This is a genomic window from Shimia sp. (assembly GCF_965227725.1).
In the GTDB taxonomy this organism is placed as follows: domain Bacteria; phylum Pseudomonadota; class Alphaproteobacteria; order Rhodobacterales; family Rhodobacteraceae; genus Shimia.
The window spans coordinates 583,359-607,123 of sequence record NZ_CBDDGH010000001.1; the positions used below are offsets into that span (position 1 = coordinate 583,359).

Here is a 23,765-nt window from a genome sequence, read left to right on the forward strand (position 1 = left end):
CCCTTAGCGACGACCACCGGCACCACGTGGTGCAGGGCCATCCTGGACTTCTTGTGCACGGCGGTCACGCGCCTGTGGATCATGCTCCATGATCTCGCCTTTGAAGATCCAGGTTTTGATACCAATGATCCCGTAAGCGGTGGTCGCTTCCACATGTGCGTAATCGATGTCAGCACGCAGGGTGTGCAGAGGCACACGGCCTTCGCGGTACCATTCGGTACGTGCGATTTCGGCACCACCCAGACGACCTGCGACGTTCACCCGGATACCTAGGGCGCCCATGCGCATTGCGTTCTGAACGGCACGCTTCATCGCGCGGCGGAAAGACACACGGCGTTCCAGCTGCTGAGCGATGGACTCGCCAACCAGCTGAGCGTCGAGTTCCGGCTTACGCACTTCAACGATGTTGAGGTGCAGCTCGGAGTCAGTCATCGTTGCGATCTTCTTGCGAAGAGTCTCGATGTCTGCGCCTTTTTTACCGATGATCACGCCAGGACGTGCGGTGTGAACGGTCACGCGGCACTTCTTGTGCGGACGCTCGATGATCACACGTGCAACACCAGCTTGCTTGCACTCTTTCTTGATGAACTCACGGATCTTGAGGTCTTCCAGAAGAAGATCACCGTAGTCCTTGGTGTCAGCATACCAGCGGCTGTCCCAGGTGCGGTTCACCTGAAGGCGCATGCCAATCGGATTGACTTTGTTACCCATTAGGCTTGCTCCTCAACTTGACGCACCTTGATGGTGAGCTCAGAGAACGGCTTGATGATCTTGCCGAAACGACCACGGGCGCGCGGACGACCGCGTTTCATGGTCAGGTTCTTGCCCACATAGGCTTCGGCAACGATCAGGCTGTCGACGTCCAGGTTGTGGTTGTTTTCGGCGTTGGCAATCGCGGACTGAAGGCACTTCTTCACGTCCTGCGCGATACGCTTGTTGGAGAAAGTCAGGTCGGTCAGAGCCTTCTCAACTTTCTTGCCGCGGATCATGCCGGCCACCAGGTTCAGTTTCTGCGGGCTGGTGCGAAGCATGCGAGTTTTCGCCATTGCTTCGTTTTCAGCCACGCGGCGGGGGTTCTTTGCCTTGCCCATGACTTACTTCCGTTTCGCTTTTTTGTCGGCCGCGTGCCCGTAGTAGGTACGGGTAGGCGAATATTCACCGAATTTCTGACCGATCATGTCTTCGGTTACCAGCACAGGAACGTGCTTTTTGCCGTTGTACACACCAAAAGTCAGGCCCACGAACTGGGGCAGGATGGTGGAACGACGGGACCAAATCTTGATCACTTCATTACGACCGGATTCGCGAACTGCTTCGGCTTTCTTAAGCACGTAAGCATCCACAAAAGGGCCTTTCCATACAGAGCGAGACATCTATTAACGCCCCTTCTTCTTGGCGTGACGCGAGCGGATGATAAGCTTTTGCGACGCTTTGTTTTTGTTGCGGGTACGCGCACCCTTGGTCGGCTTACCCCATGGTGTCACTGGGTGACGACCACCGGAGGTACGACCTTCACCACCACCGTGAGGGTGATCGATCGGGTTCATGACCACACCACGAACGCTCGGACGCTTGCCTTTGTGGCGCATACGGCCGGCTTTACCGAAGTTCTGGTTGGAGTTGTCAGGGTTGGACACGGCACCAACGGTGGCCATGCATTCCTGACGCACGAGGCGCAGTTCGCCAGAGGACAGGCGGATCTGAGCGTAACCACCGTCACGACCAACAAACTGAGCGTAGGTACCAGCTGCACGGGCGATCTGGCCGCCTTTGCCTGGTTTCAGTTCGATGTTGTGAACGATCGTACCGATCGGCATGCCCGAGAACGGCATTGCGTTGCCCGGCTTGATGTCGGCCTTTGCAGACGCGATCACCTGATCGCCAACTGCCAGACGCTGAGGCGCGAGGATATATGCCTGCTCGCCGTCGTCATATTTGACCAATGCGATGAATGCGGTCCGGTTCGGGTCGTATTCGATCCGCTCAACGGTTGCCGCTACATCAAATTTGTTCCGTTTGAAGTCAACGATCCGGTAAAGGCGTTTCGCCCCACCACCACGACGACGCGAGGTGATCCGTCCGGTGTTGTTCCGGCCGCCCGATTTTGTCAGACCCTCAGTGAGGGCTTTGACAGGACGTCCTTTCCAAAGCTCCGAACGGTCGATCAGCACCAGCCCACGCTGGCCCGGCGTCGTCGGCTTGTACGACTTGAGTGCCATGCTTTCTGTCTTCCGTATAGCGCGCCAGACCTTAGGTTCTTGTCTTTGGTCCGGCTATGTTAAAGCCCCCCGAAGGTGGCCAAGTTTATAGGGCCCCGAAGGTCCCCGGTTCAAAAACGGTGCAGCCCCAGAACGAATCTGAGGCCACACGACTGGCGCGATGTAACAGGGATCGGAAAGGCTGTCTATAGCAGCGCCAAGATTTATTGGGGTTTGACGCACCGCACCGATGCCTATGCCCCAAGATGGCTACCGCGCCTTTAGGCAGGGGCCCGGCGCAGCATCGTCACATGTGTGTCGCCGTACTTTCGGGCATCGATCATCTCAAACCCCTCAGGCGCCAGCTGAGGTGCGTTCTCTTCCCATACAATGAGCGCATCTTCGGCCAGCCAACCGTGTTTTACCGCCTCGACAAGCGCCTTTTGTCCAAGCGACTTTCCGTATGGCGGATCCAGAAACACCAAATCACAAGGGTCTGCATCATTGGCACGCAGTCTGATCGCATCCATTTTCAACAATCGCGTACTAGCCTTGGCGTTGAGCCTTTGAATGTTGCTCTTGATGAGTTGTCCGGAGACGCGCCCATCGTCTACAAAAGTCACATGCTCAGCCCCGCGAGACAGCGCCTCAAGGCCAAGCGCGCCTGTACCGGCAAAGAGATCCAGCACACGTGCGCCAATTATAGGATCGCCAAACTTGCCGCCCATAAGCACGTTGAAGAGACTTTCACGCACGCGATCTGTCGTTGGACGCAGATGTTTACCTGCATCGCCTTTACCCACAGCAGCCAGCGCTGTTCCGCGCCATGTTCCGGCAATGATCCTCACAGGCGCATCAAATCCTTGATCTCAATCGTCATGTCCGCAACCGCCTCAGCACTTGGCGACTTGCCGCCCTCAATCAGGCGTTTGCCAACCATATAGTCGCGTGCGGAATTCATCGCATCAACAGCAAGAAGCGTCTGGCCCTGATAGTACCAGAAGGACTTCGCACCATCGCCATTGTCGCGCGTCACCACACGATCGTAACCCGAGTTCAGGCCCGCAATCTGAAGTTTGACATCGTATTGATCTGACCAGAACCAAGGCTTCGCAACATAGGGCGTCTCGGCGCCCATGATGTTTTCCGCAACCACCTCAGCTTGATCAATAGCGTTTGGAACGCTCTCAAGGCGGATTTGCTCCGCTTTGTAGGGAAAGGACGCGCAATCCCCCGCTGACCACACAGCCTCAACATCCGTGCGCCCCAGCGCGTCCGTCTTGATGCCATTGTCCAGCGCGATGCCTGCACCTTCCGCCAGTGCCGTATTCGGTTTCACGCCCACACCGACGATGACAAAATCCACATCAAGCTGGGTGCCATCCGTCAGCTCAGCAGATACAACGCGCCCCTCGCCCTGCAAGCCTTTAAGGCCAACGTTTTCCAGAACCTCAACACCATGAGCTGCATGCAGATTGCGGAAGTAATCTGACGTTTCCGGCGCTGCCACACGTTGCAGAATACGCTCTGACATCTCAACAAGTGTCACTTTCAATCCCTTGGACGCAGCCACCGCTGCGGCCTCCAAACCGATATAGCCACCGCCAACAATCAAAACACGGCGACCTTCGACAAATTCCGGCGCCATCGCATCGACATCTGCCAGATCCCGCACGACAAAGACTCCGCCGAGATCGCCACCGATGGAGCCAGGCAATCTATTGGGCGCAGCGCCCGTCGCGAGGACCAGATGATCGTAGGTCAGCTCTTCCGCCTCAGTGACAACCTTTCGCGCAACTGTATCGATTGCCGTTACACGGGTACCAAGACGTAGATTGATGTTTTGCTCTTCATAAAAGCTCTCAGGCCTTAGGAACAAACGCTCCAGCGCCATTTCCCCGAGCAAGTATTTTTTGGAGAGCGGAGGCCGCTGATACGGAAGCACATTTTCCGCCCCGACAAGCGTGATTTGCCCTTCAAAACCAAGTGTGCGCAGTTTCGCCACACAGGCCGCACCGGCCTGACCAGCGCCTATCACAACAACGTGCGTCACGTTACACTCTCCTCGCGGCCATTGCGTCAATCGCATCGGAGCCTATATCCGCATTTCAGGGAAACGCAACGAAGAGTATAATCAATGACAATTTCTGTAGGTGATAACATCCCAGAGGGCACACTGATGAAGGTTGGGGCAGAAGGCCCGGAACCCGTCAGCGTTGAGAGCCTGACCAAAGGACGCAAAGTTATTCTGTTTGGTCTGCCCGGCGCCTTTACGGGCACCTGTTCTTCAGCCCATCTGCCAAGCTTCATGCGCAACATAGACGCGTTCAAAGAAAAGGGCGTTGAGGAAGTGATCTGCTTGTCGGTGAACGACCCGTTTGTGATGGATGCGTGGGACAAGAACACTCAAGCCGCCGAAGCAGGTGTGACACTGTTGGCCGATCCAAGCGGCGCTTTGACCGTGGCGATGGGGCTGGAGTTCTCTGTGCCAGAGATCGGCTTTGTGAACCGCTCCAAGCGTTACGCCGCACTGCTCGAAGATGGCGTGGTGAAAGTGCTGAACGTTGAAGAGTCGCCAGGTGTTTGCGAGGTCAGCGCTGGCGAAACCATGCTGTCGGCCCTCTAAGCCAACCAGTTCTGGCGGCCCTTCCGGAATTCAGATCGGGCCGCCACACTTTAGAGCGAATCCATCTTCCGTGCGAGCTTGGCATCCAACGCCGAAATCCCACCGACATCATGGGTCGTGAGCACCACTTCCACACGGTTATAGACGTTGAACCATTCGGGGTGGTGGTTCCATTTCTCCGCCCAAATTGCGGCGCGTGTCATCCAACCAAATGCCTCGACAAAATTGTCGAACTTGAATGATTTCTGGAGCGCATCCCGCTCCGTATCTAGGGTCCAGCCGTTTTCGAGAAGCGGCTCTAATACGGCGTCTCGCGCAGCTTCGCTTAGTCGCTCTGTCATTGATGGTCCTCCTCCGATGTCTTCTTAAACGGCCCCCAAGCCGTCAGCACTTCAACGTCTTGCGACACGGCCCGACGTTCAGCCTCCAGAAATTTGTCGACAGCCTCCCGGAAACCTGCGTCTCTTATCCAATGCAGCGAGTGAGTAGTGACCGGCAAATAACCTCTTGCCAGTTTGTGCTCCCCCTGCGCTCCCGCCTCAATCGAAGACAGGCCGTTTGAAATGGCCCAATCCATCGCCTGATAATAACACAACTCAAAATGCAGGCAGGGATGATCCTCAACGCACCCCCAGTAGCGGCCGAAGAGCACGTCGCGTCCGATGAAGTTCATGGCCCCAGCGACGGCTTGCCCCCCGCCCATTGCGAACACGAGAAGCACATCCTCCCGCATGGTCTCATGAATGATGTCAAAGAAAGTGCGGGTCAGATAGGGCGAGCCCCACTTGCGGGCGCCTGTATCCTGATAAAAGCGCCACATCGCATCCCAGTGCTCAGGCTGGATTTCCCCGCCAGTAAGAGCGACAATTTCACCGCCAAACTGCTGGGCCTTGGCACGCTCTTTTTTGATGTTCTTGCGCTTGCGTGATGACAGCCTGGCAAGGAAATCATCGAAATTGTCATAGCCGTCATTCAGCCAGTGAAACTGCTGGCCGGTGCGATAGGACAGGCCCAGCTGTTTGCCGATCTCTGCCTCTTCAGGCGTGCAAAACGTGATATGCGCGCTGCTGAGGTCGTTGTCATCCGCGATCTGGACCATGGCCTGCGTGAGCGCCGCTTGAGCACGTCCCTGCCAGTCTATACGTCCTAGAAACCGGGGGCCAGTGACCGGCGTAAACGGCACCGCAGACTGCAACTTGGGATAGTAGCGCCCGCCCGCCTGCTCGTATGCATGCGCCCAATTGTGATCAAAGACATACTCGCCCTGCGAATGCTCTTTGACGTACATTGGCGCAGCGGCGGCCAATCCCTCATCACTGCGGACCGTCAGGTAACGCGGGTACCACCCTGTGCCGGCTCCCACAGATCCGCTTTCCTCAAGAGCTGATAAAAACCGATGCGAAACAAATGGATTGGCGCACCTCTGACCTGCCAACCCGTCAGTATCTGCACAGGCATCCCACTCGGCAGCGGGAATGTCGCGCAGCGTATTGTGGACTTCGATCTCAATTTGCTTGCCGTCCATGCCCGTTCTCCGAATGCCCAAGGCTACTCAGCACTTAGTGCGGAGCAGCGCTCCGTTCCAGCTTTGATCACAATACGCAACGAGGGGGCATCCGGACGTCACTTTTTGGTGGTGCTCGCCGAAATGCCTACCAAGAAAATGGCGCGGTGCATTTGGCATGCACCGCGCCACAAAAAAGCAAACCGTTTACGCGATCTGGAAAATCGCTTCGATTTCCACCGCAACGCCCAGCGGAAGCGCACCAGCTGACACCGCGGAACGGGCATGACGGCCCTTGTCGCCCAGCGCTTCAACAAGGAAATCGGAGGCCCCGTTGATGACCTTTGGCTGATCTGTGAAATCAGGTGTGGAGTTTACAAACCCCACCAGCTTCACAACACGCACCAGACGGTCGATATCGCCACCACAAGCCGCTTTCAGCGCTGCCAGCAGACTGATTGCGCAAGTCTTCGCGGCATCTGCTCCAGCTTGCGTGTCCAAATCCGCACCAACTTTGCCGACAATGAGCCCATCTTCATTCATAGAAATCTGGCCGGAAACATAGACCATGTCCCCAACAACCACATAAGGCACATAGTTTGCTGCCGGTGCGGCCACATCCGGCAAAGTGACACCAAGCTCGCTCAGTTTCGCTTCGATCTTGCTCATTTTATTTGCTCCCAAAAGCCAAGGTGCCGCGACGCTAGACCCAACAATCTGATTTGGAAAGCAGCTTTCCGGTCAGCTTTCGCGGAAGGCTTTCACGAAATAGTCTGTGAGCGGCTTCGTCAGATACGCAAGCGGTGTGCGATCCGTTGTGCGTAAGAACGCATCCACGGGCATGCCCGGTATCAGCGTTACATCAGATGGCAGTTTTTCCACTTCGCCTTCAGACAGCTCAATCTCGGCTTCGTAGTAGGACTCGCCCGTTTGGTCGTCTTCAAACGCATCCGGTGAAATACGCACCACATTGCCCTCAAGCTCCGGCGTCGTACGCTGATCAAACGCCGAAAACCGCAACGCAACCTCTTGCCCCGGATAGACCTGATCGACGTGAATGGTGGGAACCTGCACAGCCGCCACCAGTGGGCGGTCCTGCGGCACGATAAACATCAAGGGGTCTGCGGGTCTGATCACCGATTGGAGCGTGAACACGTTAAGCCCGTAGACCACGCCGGACACCGGCGCCCGAATGGCGAGGCGGTCAAGTTTCTGGCTCAGCTGACGCCGACGCTCGGCCAATTCAAGCTCCCGGTATCTCAAATCGCGCAACGTCGCGATCGCTTCTTCCCGGCGTGTTGTCTGCAGTTTGAGCAGTTCAATTTCAATTTCCGTGATACGGCCATCGGCCTGCGCGCGCTGCGCCAGCAGCTCTCCGACTTGCCCGGCGAGGGACGCCTCTTCCCGTTGCAGCGCCAGCACCCGTGTGGCCTGCGCCAACCCTTTTTCCAGAAGCTGCTGCTGATCCGCCAATTCAGCCCTGATCAAATCAAGCTGCTGGCTGAGTGCATTTCTTTGGGCATCTATGCCTTCGATTTGGCTCTGAATCTGGGCGATGCGTTTTCCAAGTTGCTCAGTATTGCGATCCAAAGATTCCGAACGCGCCATGAACAGGCGTACTTGGCCATCCATAAACCCAGACACATCGGGATTTTTAGAACCTGCTTTGATCAGCTCCCCGTCAAACACCACAACTTCGGCGTCATCACGTTCCGCTTCAAGGCGTCCACGGCGCGCCATGATCTCCCAGAGCTCACCCTCAGTCACAATCAGCTCAGACATGAGATCCGCTTCATCAAGCCTTAGCAGCAATTGCCCTTGTTCCACCTGATCGCCTTCGTCGACCCCGATTTCGGTAATTACACCACCGTCGATATGCTGAACCACCTGCCGGTTGCGATCCACCTCAACGCGGCCTGAGGCCACAATGGCCCCCGCAATTTGTGATCCGACGGCCCAGGCGCCAAACCCACCAACCAAAATCAGAAGTGCAATGCCGCCGTAGATGAGAGGGGCACGTGCTGTCCAACGGTTGTTCGTATTCATTGTACCCCTCCTGGAGTGGTTGCGCCTTTAACCTCAGTGTAGTTCTGCAGAACTTCTTTGAGCACCTCGTCGCGAGGTCCAAACGCCCGTCGTGCGCCCTGCTCCAACACCAGGAGTTTGTTGCATTCCTGAATGGCCGCGGGTCGGTGCGCCATGATCAAGACCGCCTTGCCCGAAGCCTTCATATTCCGAATTGCCGTATTGAGCGCGTTGGAACCTTCATTGTCCAAATTGGAGTTCGGCTCATCCAACACAAGGAGCACAGGATTGTCATACATCGCACGCGCAAGCCCGATCCGTTGAATTTGCCCGCCCGAAAGGCGCCCGCCATGAGAGGCCACTTGCGTGTCGTAACCTTCCGGCAGTTTCAGGATCATTTCATGCGCATCGGCTTTTTGTGCGGCCTCTACGACCTTTTCAGGATCAGGCGTTTCTGCGAGACGTGCAATGTTGTCCGCAATTGTGCCGTCAAACAGCTCGACCCGCTGCGGCAGATAACCGATATAGCGCCCAAGGTCCGTTGGATCATATTGATCAAGCGTCGCGCCATCCAGCCGTACCTTACCACCGGCAGTCTTCCAAACCCCAGTTATCGCTTTCGCCAAAGTCGATTTCCCCGCTCCGGAAGAGCCGATAACCCCGACAGCCTCGCCAGGCGCCACGTCAAATGTGATCATTCGCAAAGACGCCTGGCTCTCGCCCGGAGGCACCACAGTCACTTGCTGCAAACGAAGGCGTGCCGCAGGTACAGGCAGTTTTGTGCGAGGCGCTTCCGGCGGTACTTCGCCAAGGAGTACAGACAGGTTTTGCCAACCGTTACGGGCACGCTGCACGACAGCCCATTGGTTCACGGCCATTTCAATTGGCGCCAGTGCGCGGCCCAGGAGAATGGAGCCTGCGATCATGGCCCCCGGCGTGACCAACCCCTTCAGCGCAAGATAGGCCCCAAGGCCGAGCATCGCAGACTGCAGGAAGAGGCGGAACGTTTTGGTGCTGGTAGAAAACAGGCCACCGACATCGGCAGCAGCAACTGTGGCTTGCAACGACTCGCTGCGCGCTTTGCGCCAGCGGCGAAACGCGGCTTCGCGCATCCCAAGCGCACTGACCATCTCAGCCTCAGCCTGCAGCTGAGATGACATCTGATTGGCCACATGCGTTGACATATTCACCCGCTGCAGTGGCCTGCGTGAGGCAAGCTGATTGAGCACCGCCGCGATAATCAGGATGCCACCACCAACAACAGCCAGCATACCAAGCCAGGGATGGAAAAGCGTGATCCCAATCAGAAACACAGGCGTCCAAGGAATATCAAAAACCGCTGTCAGCACCGGCGACGTAAGAAGGCGTTGAATGGATTCCAAATCTGAAAGTGCGGTTTGCGATTCACGCGACTTTTCGATCGTCGACCGGCGGATTGCGGCATCAAAAACGCGTTGATCCAAATCCTCTTGGAACCGCGCGCCCACGCGCGCCATAACGCGCCCGCGCACGAAATCAAGCACACCCATGAGTGTGAAGAGAAATGCGACCAACAGCGACAGTGCAATCAACGTCTCTTCAGATCCGCTGCCCAGCACCCGATCATAAACCTGCAGCATATACAGGGGGCCGGTGAGCATCAGCAGGTTCACAAAGAAGCTGAATAAGCCAACTGCCCAATAAAGAGCACGGCTGCGCTTTCGGACACTTCTGAGTTCTTCTTCGCCTTGTTTTGCAGCAGGTGATGCCATCAACTTTACTCTTGTCACTTAGTCTTGGGTCGCAGTCCATCTTCGTTTGCTATATGGAACGCTAAAGAATCAACCTAAGCGACCAATATGGCCGAAACCAAAACAGCGGTTTCAATTCGTCTTTATGCTGCTTAGGTAGACTATATCTAAATGTGAACGTGCCATAGTTGGTGAGTAGAAGAGAATACGACGTGACCCTCCTGCCACAATTCTTGCTTAATAAACAGCGCAATCTGCTTTGCCTCCTGTTGGCCTTGACCGTCAGCGCCTGCGCGAGCACCTCAAGCCAGCCACCTTCGGGGATCAATGATCCGAACGAGGCTGCGAACCGCCGCATCCACGGTTTCAACAAATCGGTCGACAAAGTCCTGCTTTCACCTGCGGCTACCGGCTATGGCACGATCGTGCCGCCAGTTGCGCGCAGAGGCTTCTCGAATTTCGCAGATCATCTGTCGCTGCCAAACGACTTCATCAACAACTCCCTGCAAGGCAATGTGGGCGAAGCAACCACCAACCTTGCGCGCTTCACCGTGAACACATTGTTTGGACTGTTCGGGTTTATCGATGTCGCCAGCGCTGGCGGTATGGAGCGGCACGACACTGACTTCGGCGAAACGCTTCATGTCTGGGGCAAAGGCGAAGGTGCCTATACCGAACTGCCATTCTTTGGCCCTTCAACCACCCGCGACGCCTACGGCCTGCTTGTCGACATCATTTTGGACCCCTTCTTTGTGGTGACACGCGAGCCCACACGCTACATCGGTGCAGGCGCCTATGTCGTGAATGTGATGGGCAACCGTTATGACTACGACGAGACCATCGATTCCATTCTCTACGAGAGTGCCGACAGCTACGCCCAAGCACGTATTCTTTACCTGCAGAACCGCCGCTTCGAACTTGGAAACGGCGATGCAAGCACTTATGTCGATCCCGAATTCGACCCCTATGAGGATCCGTATGCCGATTTCTAAGCTGTCCCGCCGTTCGTTTATGTCCTTTGTTGGCGCGTCCCTCGTGGCAGGCGCTGCAGCCGGACCTGCTCTAGCAACCAACGAAGCACAAGCGACTGCACTCATCGAGAAGGCCGTCGCGGACATCAACAAAGTGATTTCTTCGGGTAAGCCCGTGAACGCAATGATCAAAGATTTCGAGCGGATCTTTGTGAAATATGCGGATGTGAACATCCTCGCGCGCTCCGCGCTTGGCCCCGATGCGCGCAGCGCGAGCAAAAGCCAGCTGAAATCCTACACCAAGGCATTCCAAGGCTATATCGCCCGCAAATACGGTAAACGCTTCAACGAGTTTGTCGGCGGCCGGGTGGATGTTGTCAGCGGTCGTCCTGTGAAAAGCTTTTATGAAGTCAAAACCCAGGTCACCCTGCGCGGTCAGGCGCCTTTTGAGGTGAACTTCCTGGTGTCTGACAAATCAGGCCAAAACCGCTTCTTTGACATGATCATCGAAGGCATCAGCCTGCGTCTGTCGGAAAAGTCGGAAATCGGTGCATTGCTGGACCGCAACAATGGCAACATCGACGGCCTTATTCGCGACCTGAACAACGCTGGCTGACCCCAGCTTCCTAGAATGTAGAGATCTTTGACGGCGGCAATATCAATTGCCGCCGAAAATGTCTCTCAGGATGCCATTTACCACATCTTCGATGCCGGAACGTTTAGGTCGGTCGGGTGTCCAAACCTTTTTGGGCTGCGGCTTGGGCACAAAGGCAGGCAGAGGTTTTGGCTCAACGCCTTCGTGAATGCGAACCATTGCTTCGCGCCAGATTTCAGCTGGTAAGCCGCCGCCCGTCACCCCTGTCAAAGGTGTGTTGTCATCATAGCCCATCCATACCCCAGCAACGTACTCACTGGTAAAGCCGATAAACCACGCATCTCGTGCGGCTTGCGTGGTGCCGGTCTTACCCGCAACCTGCCAGCCAGGCATTTGCGCCCGCGCGCCCGTGCCCTCGCTCACCACCTTCTCCATCATCCAGATAAGTTCGCGCGCCGCGGCATCCGAGATCACACGCTCGCCAATGCCGCCACCCGATCCCATCAGGGAGCTTTCGTCTCCAAGCAGCCGCAGCTCAACCAGCCCGTAAGGCGTGACAGACGAACCACCATTGAGGATACCGGCATACGCCCCGGTCATCTCCAGCAGGCTGCTTTCAGATGCTCCCAAAGCGAGCGCTGGCCCTGCCGCCAGATCGCTTTCGATGCCAAACATACTTGCCACGGTGCGCACATTTTCGCGCCCCGCCTGCTCTGACACTTTCACCGCCGGAATGTTTAACGAGTTCTGCAGAGCAAAAGTCAGCGAGACATCTCCGTAGTATTTTCCGGTGTAGTTCTTTGGACACCACTGACCTGATCCGGGGATATTCTGGCAATAAGGCTCATCCAGAACCTTGTCGTCATAATGAGCGCCGCGCTCCAATGCGGTGGCATAGACAAATGGCTTGAAGGCACTGCCAGTTTGACGCTTCGCTTGCGTCGCACGGTTAAAGGCACCTGAAACCTGAGTCTCGCGACCACCTACCATAGCGCGTACCGCCCCATCAGCCGACATAACAACAATGGCGGCTTGCGCTTTTGAGCCTTCGCGAACCTTGTTCTCAAAAACCCAGCGAAGCCCTTCTTCAGCAGCAGCCTGAATATCCGGATCCAACGTGGTTTTTAGGATCACATCTTCCGTGGTGTTACGAGTAAAGAATTCAGGCCCGGACGCCATGACCCAATCCGCGAAATACCCACCTGCGTTCGCTTTGGCTGCTTCTGACAGCGTCGCCGGGTTTGCTTGATAAAAGGCCGTATCATTTTCTGACAGGTAATCCTGCTCGTTCATAAGCCGCAGCACGGTCGCCGCGCGATCTTGAGAGCGCTGCAGATTGGCCGTAGGCGCCAAAGAGGACGGCGCAGTCAGCAGACCTGCAAGCATGGCACCCTCTGCCGGCGTCAAATTCGCAGCGGGCTTTCCGAAGTAGCGTTGCGCGGCAGCCTCGGCACCGTAAGCACCACCGCCCATATAGGCGCGGTTCAGATAGACCGACAGGATTTCGTCTTTGGTATATTTGACCTCCATCGCCATGGCATAGATTGCTTCCTTGGCTTTCCGCCCCAGCGATCCCCGCCGACAATCCCGCACATAGGCTGCTTCGCTCTCCCAGTCATCGGGATCGTAGGCCACGCCGAGACACAGAAGCTTTGCTGTCTGTTGAGTGAGTGTGGAGCCACCGTGACCTGAGAGCGGGCCTCGCCCTTCGCGCAGGTTGATCCGGACGGCACTCGCCACACCACGCGGGCTGATCCCGAAATGGCTGTAGAATCTTTTGTCCTCTGTCGCCACAACCGCGTTTTTGAGATGCTTGGAAACCGTATCGGCGGTCACAACACCACCAAATTGGTCTCCACGCCACGCGAAGACTCTGTCTTCACGATCAAGAAGCGTGACAGACCCTCGCGCACGTCCATCCAGCAGCTCATCAACATCGGGCAGGGTCAGGTACACATAGCCCACGGCAAATGAGACGATCAGAGCAACTACAAAGCTAGTACGCCAAACCAGCGACCAGACAAGGCGCAGCACCCATCCAATGATCCGGCGGAAAAACGCGACAATCGGATTCTGTTTGCGTGCCGGCTTACGAGCGGTGGTGCGTTTCTTTTTTGTCGCTGCTGGCTTGGCTTTGGGTTTCGCAGACTTGCGAGCGGACTTTGGCGCTGTGCGACCGTAGCGCTTCTCTGCCACCAACGGAGACTTTTTTCGTCTTGAATCACTCATGGATACCCAGCTGCTCAGTTCGCTTTTCGCCTATTTTACCCCGTTGCTGACTGCTTGTAAGGCCGAAGTACAGTCGGATTCAGTTATCATTAAGCTCATTTTTTGTGCATCAGATATTTTTAGCACTTTTTTTGAGCATATGCCTTCGAAATTAGCCAATTGACGCGGCTTCAGCCTTCGTTTTCGGCGCTCTGCTGCGGTTTTCTGCAGACGCAAAATTCGCGGGGCGGCCCCCGCATCGCCAAAAGGGGAACAAGGTGAAACTGATTATCGCAACGATCAAACCGTTCAAGCTTGAGGAGGTCCGCGAGGCGCTGACCGACATCGGCGTGCGCGGCATGATGGTCACTGAAATCAAGGGCTTCGGCTCCCAATCCGGACACACTGAAATTTATCGTGGCGCTGAATACGCTGTGAACTTTGTGCCGAAAGTCAAACTCGAGCTCGTGGTTGCAGCCAACATGGCAGACCAAGTTGTCGAGACCATCACCAAGACCGCCCAGACCGGCAAAATTGGCGACGGCAAAATCTTTGTATTGGACGTGCAGCAAGCAATCCGCGTGCGCACCGGCGAAACGGATGCAGACGCCATCTAAGGCGTCGCAAGGAAGGAATACACGCATGAAAACTCTGACGAAAATTGCTCTGACCGGTGCGCTGACAGCGCTTCCGACTCTGAGCTTTGCTCAGGAAGCCGCTGCGGCTCCGGGCTTTGACGAAATTGGCCCTTACATCATGACCACCCTGCTGTTCTTGGTGGGTGGTTTCCTTGTATTCTGGATGGCAGCCGGTTTTGCGATGCTTGAAGCAGGCCTCGTTCGCTCCAAGAACGTGACCATGCAGCTGACCAAAAACATGGCGCTCTTTTCGATAGCCGCCATCATGTACTGGCTGGTTGGCTTCAACCTGATGTACCCTGGCGACTTCAACGGCTACTTCGCGTTCAACTTTGTTCCAACTTCTCTGGAACCAGTTGGCCTCGACGCCGCTGACGCCGCACTGGATTACGCGTCCGTTGGCTCTGACTTCTTCTTCCAGCTTATGTTCGTTGCTGCAACCGCCTCAATCGTTTCCGGCGCACTGGCAGAACGTATCAAACTGTGGCCGTTCCTCGCATTTGTTGTTGTGCTGACCGGCATCCTGTACCCGATCTCCGGCTCCTGGCAGTGGGGCGGCGGCTGGTTGTCTGAACTCGGCTTCTCCGACTTTGCAGGCTCCACCATTGTGCACTCCGTAGGCGGCTGGGCTGCTCTCGCCGGTGCCATCGTACTTGGTCCACGCATCGGCAAATACAAGGACGGCCGCACCGTTCCTATGCCGGGCTCCAACCTTGCACTGGCAACTCTGGGCACATTCATCCTGTGGCTCGGCTGGTTCGGCTTCAACGGCGGCTCTCAGCTGGCGATGGGCACTGTGGGTGATGTCACCGACGTTTCGCGCATCTTTGCCAACACCAACATGGCAGCAGCGGCTGGCGCAGTTGCCGCATTGATCCTGACACAGATCCTCTACAAGAAACCTGACCTGACCATGATCCTGAACGGCGCACTGGCAGGCCTCGTTTCCATCACTGCAGAACCTCTCGCACCTTCGCTCGCAGGCTCTCTGGTGATCGGCGCAGTGGGTGGCGTGATCGTGGTAATCACTGTTCCGCTGCTGGACAAGCTGAAGATCGACGACGTTGTTGGTGCGATCCCGGTTCACCTCTTCGCAGGCATCTGGGGCACCATCGCAGTGGCCTTCTCCGGCTCCGCAACCATCGGCGCACAGCTGACCGGTATCGTTGCCTACGGTGTGTTCACCTTCGTTGCTTCCCTGATCCTGTGGGGCATCCTGAAAGCCGTGATGGGCATCCGGGTCTCTGAGGAAGACGAGATCAACGGTCTGGACATGTCTGAACTGGGCATGGAAGCCTATCCGGACTTCTCCAAAGGCTAAGCAAAGCCGCTACAAACGAAATCGTGAAGCCCGGGCAGCCGCCCGGGCTTTTCATTTGCAAGACAGCCCAGAGAGCTCATGGTACTTTGCCCCCATGAGACATTTGATTTTATTCCTGAGCTTTATTTTTGCGACCAATGCATTCGCAGATTCGCCGCAGATCACCGATATCAAAGCAAACTCGAGCACCAACGGCTGGCGCTTTGATGTCACCATCCTACATCCTGACACCGGCTGGGACGATTATGCAGATGGCTGGCGGGTAGAGCTTTCTGACGGCTCCATTTTAGGGACCCGTGAATTGCTCCATCCCCATGTGAATGAGCAACCTTTTACCCGTAGCCTCAGCTCTGTGGCCATTCCTGAGGGAACAACCACTGTCTACCTGCGCGCCAGGGACAATGTCGGTGGCTGGGCTGAGGAGACCACAGCTTACAAGTTGCCATAAAACAAAAGCGCGCCCGAAGGCGCGCCGATTTCATTGCGAGTGGTTGATGTCAGTGCACGGTTACCGGTGAGTAATTGTGCTGACGCGCCAAGATAAACGCGAGATTGCGCTCTTTCACAAGCGCGAGGCGTTCGCCGTCGGTCGTGTGCACAGCAAAGAGTGTTTCCGCACCTTCAGCCTGCTCCTGAACCTCTTCAGGCAACTCCGCAACCAAAACCTCCCGAACATAGACAACGCGATCATCCAGTGACTGGGTGTCAAATTCTGCCTGCATAATCTTATCCTTTCTTGATCTGGATGGTTTGAACAATCGTCTCAGGACGCGCCTGGGTCAGGTCTACATGCAGTAAACCGTTCTCCATAATGGCTTCACCTACCTCCACGCCATCCGCGAGTACAAAGCTGCGCTGGAACTGCCGCGCTGCGATACCCCGATGCAGAAAAACACGCTCTCCGCTGTCTTCTGCCTGCCGCCCGCGCACAACGAGCTGACGGTCTTCAACGGTGATGCTCAGATCCTGTTCCCGGAAGCCTGCAACCGCGAGTGTGATGCGATAGGAGTAATCCGAGGTCTGCTCAATATTGAACGGAGGATAACCTTCGCCACCGGATTTTGCCGTCCTCTCCAAGAGGCGCTCGAGCTGCTCAAAGCCCAGAAGATGGGGATAGGACCCCAAAGTAAGTTTGGTCATTGACACGTCCTTTTCAAAGCGACCGTCTGCGCGCCGATCCCTTTCTGGCAACCGGCTGCCTAACAAATATGGGGGAGGCTCTGGCATCCCGCAAGTCACCAACTATCTCAACTGTCATAAATTCCGCGTGGTTGCTGCGCTTTTCAGCAGCGCACAAAGAGAGTATTCTATGACTCTCGCCAAGATTGAGGACAGCCAAATGAATGCCACAACCGATTTGTCCATGAAGACAGACGATGTTTTGCGAGTCGAATTGGAAGTTTTCAAACAGGAACACCGCGATCTTGATGATGCGATCAACGCACTTGTCGACCGTGGTACCGGCGACCAACTGACCATTCAGCGCTTTAAGAAGCAAAAACTGCGCCTGAAAGACATCATCGCACGGATCGAAGACCGGCTTACGCCTGACATCATTGCCTGATTGGCACTCTACTTATTGACCTCGGTTGCGTTTCTCGGTGTCGATGTCAAACAAGCTGCGCGGAAAACTCATATCGGTTGTGACATCATCCAGCCGCACCTTTGTTTGCGAGCCATAGGCATCCAGAATCACCCACTCTTGTAGAGAGACAGGCGAATCAGAAAACTTGAGCTGAATCTGGCCACTTTCCGGACTCTTTGGATCTTGCGCTGTCACCACAGTATGCGTGCCATCAAAGCTGTGACCAACCACCATATTGGCAGCCCCCAGATCGACGTTTCTTGCCAAGATCAATGACAGCGGCGTGCGGCGCAACGGATAGGTCTCCGGCGCTCCGTTGGCGCGGTCATCAAAAATCGCAACGGCATTGTTGCTCGCTAGAACGAGCGCCTTTTGAGGCGGCGCGTATTCGAAACGCATTTTGCCCGGCCGCTGAATGAACAGACGTCCGGTTTGGACAGAACCATCATCAGAGGTCTGAACAAATGCGGCCTCAGCCGTTTTCAGACCGTTCAGATATGTGCTCAACGCATTAAGTGAGAGCTTTTCGGCAAACGCAGGTGCCGCGGTTGTCACAGCGACAAGGGCTGCAAGTGTGAATCTAACCATTTTCATAAACCCAATATAGGCGCGCCCTATCGGGTTGCGCAGAGGCTGAGCACACTTTCTCGTGCGCTCAGCGGAAAATCACTGCTCCGGCACCAGAATCTCACGCTTGCCAACGTGATTGGCCGGGCTGACAAGGCCCTCATCTTCCATCTGCTCCACAAGGCGCGCAGCCTTGTTGTAGCCGATTGCCAGCTTGCGCTGGATGTAGGAAGTGGAGCACTTGCGGTCTTGAATGACGATCGCAACGGCAGAATCATAGAGCGCATCTTCGCCATTGGTGTTGCCACCGGTGTTCAGCCCGAGCACGGCATCAATATCGTCTGCCTTGCCATCTTCCGGCCCCTCAACAACGCCACCGATGTAATCCGGCGGACCAAAGCTCTTGAGATGGTTCACAATCTCTTCGACCTCTTCGTCGCTCACGAACGGCCCGTGGCAGCGGGTGATCTTCGCACCGCCAGCCATGTAAAGCATATCGCCCATGCCCAGGAGTTGTTCGGCCCCCATCTCACCCAGGATCGTGCGGCTGTCCACTTTCGACGTGACCTGGAAAGAAATCCGCGTCGGGAAGTTCGCCTTGATCGTACCGGTGATCACGTCCACCGACGGACGCTGCGTGGCCATGATCAGGTGAATGCCCGACGCACGCGCCATCTGTGCCAGACGTTGAATGCAGGCTTCGATCTCCTTGCCCGCCACCATCATGAGGTCTGCCATCTCGTCGACGATGACCACGATGTAGGGCATCTTTTCAGGCACGATCTCTTCGGTCTCAAACACGGGTTCGCCGGTCTCATCATCAAACCCGGTTTGCACCGTTCGACTGAACGTCTCGCCCTTGGAGAGCGCATCATTCACACGGCTGTTGTAGCCATCAATGTTGCGCACACCCATTTTGGACATCTTGCGGTAGCGATCTTCCATCTCGCCCACGACCCACTTCAATGCCACTACGGCTTTCTTCGGGTCGGTCACAACAGGCGACAGCAGATGCGGAATGCCGTCATACACAGACAATTCCAGCATCTTCGGGTCGATCATGATCAGACGGCAGTCTTCCGGCGTCAGGCGATAAAGCAGGGACAGGATCATGGTGTTGATCGCAACCGACTTACCCGAACCGGTGGTACCCGCAATCAGCAGGTGAGGCATCTTCGCGAGATTGGCGACAATGGGATCACCGCCAATATCTTTGCCGAGCGCAAGCGGCAGCTTCATATTGCTGTCGCCAAAGTCACGCGCAGCGAGGATCTCGCGCAGCACCACCTTTTCCCGGTTTTCATTTGGCAATTCGATGCCGATCACGCTGCGACCCGGCACAGTCGACACACGCGCAGACAGCGCAGACATCGAACGCGCGATGTCATCTGCCAGACCAATCACACGGCTCGCCTTCAGACCCGGTGCCGGCTCAAGTTCATACATGGTGACAACAGGCCCGGGGCGCACGCTCACGATCTCGCCTTTGACACCGTAGTCATCCAACACGGTTTCCAGCATCCGCGCGTTTTCTTCCAACGCTTCATCACTCAAATGATGGCGCTTGATGTCGAGTGGATTTTCCAGAAGACCAAGTGGCGGCAATTCGTAATGTGAGCTTTCCTCTTCAAAGGCCAAGGAAGGCTGTGCTTCTGCCTGCGCCCGGGTTGAAGGTTGAACGACCTTGTTTTGGCGCGGCTGTACAACTTTCTTCGGTTCAGCAACCGGAATCGGTGCGATTGGTGCGACCGGCGCCGGGGTGGCTGCTGAGGCGTCGGACACAATCTCAAAACCCGCGACTGTGCTCTCTTCCAGCTGTGGTTCAGATGCGACAACACTTGGCGCGGGGTTGTGAGAGGCAGGCTGATGCATAGAAAGCGGCGGCTCTGCGCGCAGGCCGGCCAAGGGTGCGGCAACCACCTCAGGCTCGGGCACAGCGGTCAATGTCGGTTCATTGTCACCCAACAACAGCGGGTCCGGGCCTCGGCCACGCCCCTTGGTCAGCGGCTTGTCTTTGTGCAACTCAGGTGGCGCCACCGGGACGCCGCGCCGTGCGCGTGAGCGCATCACATCGGCAATTTTGGCGCTGATACGGGCTTCTTCCGGGCGCTCACCAAAATCTTCGGCAAAGAGATTTTCGACGAGTTCCTGCTCAGGCAAATCCTCAGGCGTCGGTTCTGCGCGCTTGATCAACGCTGGAATGCGCAACCGAGGCTTTGGTTTTGCCTCAACCACCGCGTCTTGGAAATCGTCGGCATCCTCAAGAACATCTTCTTGCCATCCACGCTCGGCAGCCATGTGGTCATTCTGAGCGGCAAGCTCACGACGCTCATTCCGACGCTCTTGCGCGGCCTTTGCAGCCTGCACCGCGCCGGTTGCACCACGCCCCAACAACCGCATCAGGGCATCATAGGCCAGCACCAAGCCAACAACGAGCCCTTGCGCCAAACGGCTGAGTTCCAGTTTGGTGAAACCAAGCACGAAGCCCGTGACAGCCACAAAGGCAATCCCGGTCAGCAGCGACATGAATTTCACACCCGACTGGGCTCCGATCGGCAAAATGGTCAGCAGAGCGCCCATGACCGTGTCGCCAAACAGGCCGCCAAGGCCAAATGCGTGAATCCAGTCTGAGCCAGGCGTTAGGGTCGAAGCGTAAATTGCGCCCAATGCCAGCATAATCGGCGCGAAGATAATACGGCTCTGCACGCGCTCTTCGCCAACGTGAAAGGCAAAGCGGAACCCCCACGCGCCAAAAATCAAAGCGAGCCCAAGACTGCCCCAGCCGACAATGATAAACAGTGGTGCAGCGATCGAAGCCCCAAATCGCCCCAGCATATTCTGCACCGGTGCATCGGTGACGGACAGCCAGCTGGGATCGGATGGGGAGTAGGACAGGATCATGGCGGCCGACATAATCGCCAGCCCCAACAGCACGATACCAATCAGCTCTTTACCACGTTTTTCGACCGCCGCCTGTGTGTTGCTATCCAACAAAGGCCCACGTCCTCTCGCCTGATACGCCATACTCCACCTCTTTATTATTCTTGCCCGTAGAGACAGTCGCGCAGCTTCACCAGCGCCTCTGCCACCTCGGTTTTTGGAGCCACCAGTGCAGCCCTGATATACCCTTTTCCAGGGTTTTCTCCGTCTGCATCGCGGCTCAGATAGGCCCCCGGCAACACGCGCACGCCGGTTTCAGTCCAAAGTTTGACCGTTGCGGCCTCACCGTCTTCAACGGGAAGCCAGAGGAAAAAACCTGCGTTGGGGCTCTGATATCCTTCAATGCCCGCAAAAATCTCATCGGCGAGCTCAAATTTTTCCGCATAGAGTCTGCGATTCTCAATCACATGCTCTTCATCCTGCCAAACCTTGACCGCAGCCATTTGCAACGGAAGCGGCAAAGGCGCACCTGAGTAGGACCGCAATTGCTTGATCCGGCGAATGCTCTCCCGGCCGCCGCAAACAAATCCGGAGCGCAGGCCAGCGAGGTTGCTGCGTTTGCTCAGAGAATGGAAAATCAGCACACGTTCGGGATCTGCCCCCATATCGCGCGCGACTTGAATGGCGCCGGTAGGTGCTTCGCCACGGTAGATTTCCGAATAGCACTCATCCGCGAAAATCTTGAAATCATATTTTTCGGCCAAGCCGATCAACTGTTCCCAATAGGCGCGATCCGCCACTGCACCCTGCGGGTTTGCAGGAGAGCAGACATAGGCAACTGCTGTGCGCTGGAGTTGCGCCTCAGAGAGACCGGCAAAGTCCGGCAGATGGCCGCTGGCTTCGGTCGCAGGGACAAACAATGCTTCCGCACCCACGGAGATCGCCGCCACCGCATAGACCTGATAAAACGGATTGGGAGTCAGAATGAGCGGCTGTTCGCCATTCTTGGTTTCCGGGCACAGCGCCATGGCGGCATTGTAAAGCCCTTCACGGGTGCCGTTAAGCGCCATCACTTCGGTGTCGGCATCAACCGGGACGCCATATCGGCGCTCTACCCACCCTGCGATGGCCTCAAGCAGTTCGGGCGCACCCTCGTTTGGAGGGTAGCGATTGAAGGTCGCGGAATGCACAACAATTTCGTCTGTCACCCAGTCAGGGAAAGCATGCTTTGGCTCACCAATGGTCATATGAACAACTGGGCCACCTGGTTCTAGGTGATCCAATAGCGCACGCAGACGCGGGAATGCATAAGCCGGTAGGTTCGAAAACCGCTCGGGGAAAATCATATTCAACTGCCTCAAGTTCGGGATCATTGCGCCCCGTTTGTGCCCAAACTATCCAAAGCCTGAGTCTGCGTCCACTAAAATGCCGGGGACATTTGAGCTTGTGGCCTTCGCGCCACCACAACACAAACCCCAAGGCACGCTCAGGATGGACACTGCCTTAGGAGCGCGCTATGCCACGCGGGTTATGGCCAAGAAGCAAAAGAACTCTGATCCGAATTATAAGGTGATCGCCGAGAACCGGCGGGCGCGGTATGACTATGCCATCGATGATGACATCGAAGTTGGCATTGTTTTGTCGGGATCAGAAGTGAAGTCTTTGCGCGAGAAGTCCGGCAACATCGCAGAAAGCTATGCTGCTGTGGAAGACGGCGAACTATGGTTGGTGAACTCCTATATCGCGCCATATGAGCGCGCGATGTTCCCGCACCTCGAGCGGCGCAAACGTAAGCTACTCGTCAGCAAAAAACAGCTTTCTGACCTGTGGAGTGCGACCCAGCGCAAAGGCATGACGTTGGTTCCCATGGTGATGTACTTCAATCACAAAGGCTTTGTGAAAATGAAGATCGGCATCGCCAAAGGTAAGAAAAACCACGACAAACGTGCGACGGAAGCCAAGCGCGACTGGGGCCGCCAAAAGCAGCGCCTACTGCGTCACGGCGACTAAACCTGCCTAAACAGCGCAAGCCACTCTGCGTCAATTTCGGCGAGTTTTTTGGGATCAATCTGCTCAAGAATCTCCCAATAGCGTCCACTTGGTGCCTCATAACCCAGTGATGCCTCTTTAGAGCGAAGCGCAGCGATATCAGCAGACGACGCACTCGCACTGGGGGAGGCATCTTTCAGCATTGGTAAATCAGCCCTTGGGAACACCATGCGGCTTTCCTCAACGGACAGATTTACGCAGGCGCATCCCTCTCGTGCCGCGAGCAACGCCAAGCGCGCCGATTTTCCTTCGAGATTTTGCAACGACACATCTTCTCGCAGCGGGTCTGCGGCCCCGGTCCCATAAAAATGCGTGTTCCCCTGCTTGGGATAAACCATATCGCACCCGATGAAGGCCACGACCTTCGGCTTCAGAGCACCCAGCGCCCAATACCCAGCCGTAAAGGCCATAGTGCCGCCAGCAAACAACACGCCGCCAAAGGCATTATTTTGCGGCACATATTCCGTATATCGCACAACGCTCTGCCCGTTTCTGATCTCAGGCGGATGTCGATCTTTGGGAAAGTCCTCAGGAAAGATCACATGTGTCCAATCGGGGCGCACTCGCCATGCGTTGTTGATGACAACGATGTGGTCAAACTGTTCCCTTGGCCAATCGGCGGCCAAAGGCGCATTGGGACCGCTGCCGATTATCAGGACCTTTCCCGCCATCACAATTTGCTCCCTCATCTTTACATGTAGCTCCTGGATAGAACCGAGGAAGATTACGACATTCAACCAAAAGTGGTTCACTCATCGAATTTAGATTTGCGCCCGACTTTTGGACGCCAGAATAGCCCTGCGCCACCCCGCCACTTGCCTCTTGCGGGTGCGGGATGTAGGCAGTGTTTCTAGTGTTACTGGAAAGG

General features: G+C 56.1%; 26 protein-coding genes. 8 read left to right on the forward strand and 18 right to left on the reverse strand.

Features of this window, described 5'->3' with window-relative positions:
• Positions 1-3 precede the first annotated feature (3 nt).
• The 6 genes from rpsC to ACO07T_RS02855 all read right to left on the reverse strand — a co-directional run bounded on the left by rpsC (position 4) and on the right by ACO07T_RS02855 (position 4,251).
• Positions 4-711: a 30S ribosomal protein S3 gene (gene rpsC, locus ACO07T_RS02830; protein ID WP_209064818.1), complete on the reverse strand. Its 708-nt coding sequence runs from the start codon at positions 709-711 to the stop codon at positions 4-6.
• Positions 711-1,091 (reverse strand): 50S ribosomal protein L22, encoded by a 381-nt coding sequence (gene rplV / locus ACO07T_RS02835; protein ID WP_209064816.1) that lies wholly within the window; start codon positions 1,089-1,091, stop codon positions 711-713. Before rplV ends, rpsC begins: the two co-directional genes overlap by 1 nt.
• Before the next feature lie 3 nt (positions 1,092-1,094).
• Positions 1,095-1,373, reverse strand: a complete 279-nt coding sequence (rpsS, locus tag ACO07T_RS02840) for a 30S ribosomal protein S19 (RefSeq protein WP_209064814.1) — start codon at positions 1,371-1,373, stop codon at positions 1,095-1,097.
• 3 nt (positions 1,374-1,376) lie between these two features.
• Positions 1,377-2,219: a 50S ribosomal protein L2 gene (gene rplB / locus ACO07T_RS02845; RefSeq protein WP_132862190.1), complete on the reverse strand. Its 843-nt coding sequence runs from the start codon at positions 2,217-2,219 to the stop codon at positions 1,377-1,379.
• A gap of 260 nt (positions 2,220-2,479) precedes the next feature.
• A complete protein-coding gene (gene rsmD / locus ACO07T_RS02850; RefSeq protein WP_422048179.1) occupies positions 2,480-3,046 on the reverse strand; it encodes a 16S rRNA (guanine(966)-N(2))-methyltransferase RsmD in 567 nt (188 codons plus the stop codon).
• Positions 3,043-4,251 (reverse strand): NAD(P)/FAD-dependent oxidoreductase, encoded by a 1,209-nt coding sequence (locus tag ACO07T_RS02855; protein WP_422048180.1) that lies wholly within the window; start codon positions 4,249-4,251, stop codon positions 3,043-3,045. The genes rsmD and ACO07T_RS02855 overlap by 4 nt, the downstream gene beginning before the upstream one ends.
• 84 nt (positions 4,252-4,335) lie before the next feature.
• On the opposite strand from ACO07T_RS02855, the gene ACO07T_RS02860 reads away from it, so the two are divergent.
• Positions 4,336-4,824 carry a peroxiredoxin gene (locus tag ACO07T_RS02860; RefSeq protein ID WP_422048181.1) on the forward strand — a complete coding sequence of 163 codons (489 nt, stop codon included), beginning with the start codon at positions 4,336-4,338 and terminating at the stop codon, positions 4,822-4,824.
• A 50-nt stretch (positions 4,825-4,874) separates the two neighbouring features.
• Here the strand turns inward: ACO07T_RS02860 and ACO07T_RS02865 are convergent, their stop codons facing one another.
• The 5 genes from ACO07T_RS02865 to ACO07T_RS02885 form a co-directional block, all read right to left on the reverse strand.
• Positions 4,875-5,165 (reverse strand): 4a-hydroxytetrahydrobiopterin dehydratase, encoded by a 291-nt coding sequence (locus ACO07T_RS02865; RefSeq protein WP_209078471.1) that lies wholly within the window; start codon positions 5,163-5,165, stop codon positions 4,875-4,877.
• Positions 5,162-6,349 carry a GNAT family N-acetyltransferase gene (locus tag ACO07T_RS02870; protein ID WP_422048182.1) on the reverse strand — a complete coding sequence of 396 codons (1,188 nt, stop codon included), beginning with the start codon at positions 6,347-6,349 and terminating at the stop codon, positions 5,162-5,164. Before ACO07T_RS02870 ends, ACO07T_RS02865 begins: the two co-directional genes overlap by 4 nt.
• A 186-nt stretch (positions 6,350-6,535) precedes the next feature.
• Complete coding sequence (locus tag ACO07T_RS02875; RefSeq protein ID WP_422048183.1) at positions 6,536-6,997, reverse strand: RidA family protein; 462 nt, start codon at positions 6,995-6,997, stop codon at positions 6,536-6,538.
• A gap of 72 nt (positions 6,998-7,069) precedes the next feature.
• The gene (locus ACO07T_RS02880) at positions 7,070-8,374 is read right to left on the reverse strand and encodes an HlyD family type I secretion periplasmic adaptor subunit (RefSeq protein ID WP_422048184.1); all 1,305 of its coding nucleotides are present in this window, start codon (positions 8,372-8,374) and stop codon (positions 7,070-7,072) included.
• The gene (locus ACO07T_RS02885) at positions 8,371-10,104 is read right to left on the reverse strand and encodes a type I secretion system permease/ATPase (protein ID WP_422048185.1); all 1,734 of its coding nucleotides are present in this window, start codon (positions 10,102-10,104) and stop codon (positions 8,371-8,373) included. The genes ACO07T_RS02880 and ACO07T_RS02885 overlap by 4 nt, the downstream gene beginning before the upstream one ends.
• Before the next feature lie 191 nt (positions 10,105-10,295).
• Here ACO07T_RS02885 and ACO07T_RS02890 point away from each other — a divergent pair, with 191 nt between their 5' ends.
• Together ACO07T_RS02890 and ACO07T_RS02895 are read left to right on the forward strand one after the other, a co-directional pair.
• Positions 10,296-11,075, forward strand: coding sequence for a VacJ family lipoprotein (locus tag ACO07T_RS02890; RefSeq protein WP_348539433.1), 780 nt, complete (start codon positions 10,296-10,298; stop codon positions 11,073-11,075).
• Complete coding sequence (locus ACO07T_RS02895) at positions 11,062-11,670, forward strand: MlaC/ttg2D family ABC transporter substrate-binding protein (RefSeq protein ID WP_422048186.1); 609 nt, start codon at positions 11,062-11,064, stop codon at positions 11,668-11,670. The genes ACO07T_RS02890 and ACO07T_RS02895 overlap by 14 nt, the downstream gene beginning before the upstream one ends.
• Positions 11,671-11,712: 42 nt before the next feature.
• Here ACO07T_RS02895 and ACO07T_RS02900 read toward each other — a convergent pair whose 3' ends face one another.
• Positions 11,713-13,878: a transglycosylase domain-containing protein gene (locus tag ACO07T_RS02900; protein ID WP_422048187.1), complete on the reverse strand. Its 2,166-nt coding sequence runs from the start codon at positions 13,876-13,878 to the stop codon at positions 11,713-11,715.
• 257 nt (positions 13,879-14,135) lie between these two features.
• Here ACO07T_RS02900 and ACO07T_RS02905 point away from each other — a divergent pair, with 257 nt between their 5' ends.
• From ACO07T_RS02905 to ACO07T_RS02915, 3 genes are all read left to right on the forward strand, one after another.
• Positions 14,136-14,474 carry a P-II family nitrogen regulator gene (locus tag ACO07T_RS02905; RefSeq protein WP_058238401.1) on the forward strand — a complete coding sequence of 113 codons (339 nt, stop codon included), beginning with the start codon at positions 14,136-14,138 and terminating at the stop codon, positions 14,472-14,474.
• 25 nt (positions 14,475-14,499) lie between these two features.
• Positions 14,500-15,816, forward strand: coding sequence for an ammonium transporter (gene amt, locus ACO07T_RS02910; RefSeq protein ID WP_422048188.1), 1,317 nt, complete (start codon positions 14,500-14,502; stop codon positions 15,814-15,816).
• 94 nt (positions 15,817-15,910) lie between these two features.
• Positions 15,911-16,264, forward strand: coding sequence for a hypothetical protein (locus ACO07T_RS02915; protein WP_422048189.1), 354 nt, complete (start codon positions 15,911-15,913; stop codon positions 16,262-16,264).
• Between the two features lie 49 nt (positions 16,265-16,313).
• Here ACO07T_RS02915 and ACO07T_RS02920 read toward each other — a convergent pair whose 3' ends face one another.
• Positions 16,314-16,538, reverse strand: coding sequence for a DUF1150 family protein (locus tag ACO07T_RS02920; protein ID WP_209064788.1), 225 nt, complete (start codon positions 16,536-16,538; stop codon positions 16,314-16,316).
• A 4-nt stretch (positions 16,539-16,542) separates the two neighbouring features.
• Positions 16,543-16,956: an Hsp20 family protein gene (locus ACO07T_RS02925; RefSeq protein WP_209064786.1), complete on the reverse strand. Its 414-nt coding sequence runs from the start codon at positions 16,954-16,956 to the stop codon at positions 16,543-16,545.
• A gap of 199 nt (positions 16,957-17,155) precedes the next feature.
• Here ACO07T_RS02925 and ACO07T_RS02930 point away from each other — a divergent pair, with 199 nt between their 5' ends.
• Complete coding sequence (locus ACO07T_RS02930; RefSeq protein ID WP_209065011.1) at positions 17,156-17,380, forward strand: YdcH family protein; 225 nt, start codon at positions 17,156-17,158, stop codon at positions 17,378-17,380.
• Positions 17,381-17,392: 12 nt separating this feature from the next.
• On the opposite strand, the gene ACO07T_RS02935 is transcribed toward ACO07T_RS02930, so the two are convergent.
• From ACO07T_RS02935 to ACO07T_RS02945, 3 genes are all read right to left on the reverse strand, one after another.
• Positions 17,393-17,989: a LolA family protein gene (locus ACO07T_RS02935; protein ID WP_422048190.1), complete on the reverse strand. Its 597-nt coding sequence runs from the start codon at positions 17,987-17,989 to the stop codon at positions 17,393-17,395.
• 78 nt (positions 17,990-18,067) lie between these two features.
• A complete protein-coding gene (locus tag ACO07T_RS02940) occupies positions 18,068-20,992 on the reverse strand; it encodes a DNA translocase FtsK 4TM domain-containing protein (protein ID WP_422048191.1) in 2,925 nt (974 codons plus the stop codon).
• 14 nt (positions 20,993-21,006) lie between these two features.
• Positions 21,007-22,194 carry an aminotransferase class I/II-fold pyridoxal phosphate-dependent enzyme gene (locus tag ACO07T_RS02945; RefSeq protein WP_422048192.1) on the reverse strand — a complete coding sequence of 396 codons (1,188 nt, stop codon included), beginning with the start codon at positions 22,192-22,194 and terminating at the stop codon, positions 21,007-21,009.
• Between the two features lie 184 nt (positions 22,195-22,378).
• Here ACO07T_RS02945 and smpB point away from each other — a divergent pair, with 184 nt between their 5' ends.
• Positions 22,379-22,858 (forward strand): SsrA-binding protein SmpB, encoded by a 480-nt coding sequence (smpB, locus tag ACO07T_RS02950; RefSeq protein ID WP_209065009.1) that lies wholly within the window; start codon positions 22,379-22,381, stop codon positions 22,856-22,858.
• Here smpB and ACO07T_RS02955 read toward each other — a convergent pair.
• Positions 22,855-23,634 carry a hypothetical protein gene (locus ACO07T_RS02955; protein ID WP_422048193.1) on the reverse strand — a complete coding sequence of 260 codons (780 nt, stop codon included), beginning with the start codon at positions 23,632-23,634 and terminating at the stop codon, positions 22,855-22,857. The two genes, smpB and ACO07T_RS02955, sit on opposite strands and share 4 nt — an antisense overlap.
• Between the last annotated feature and the right edge of the window lie 131 nt (positions 23,635-23,765).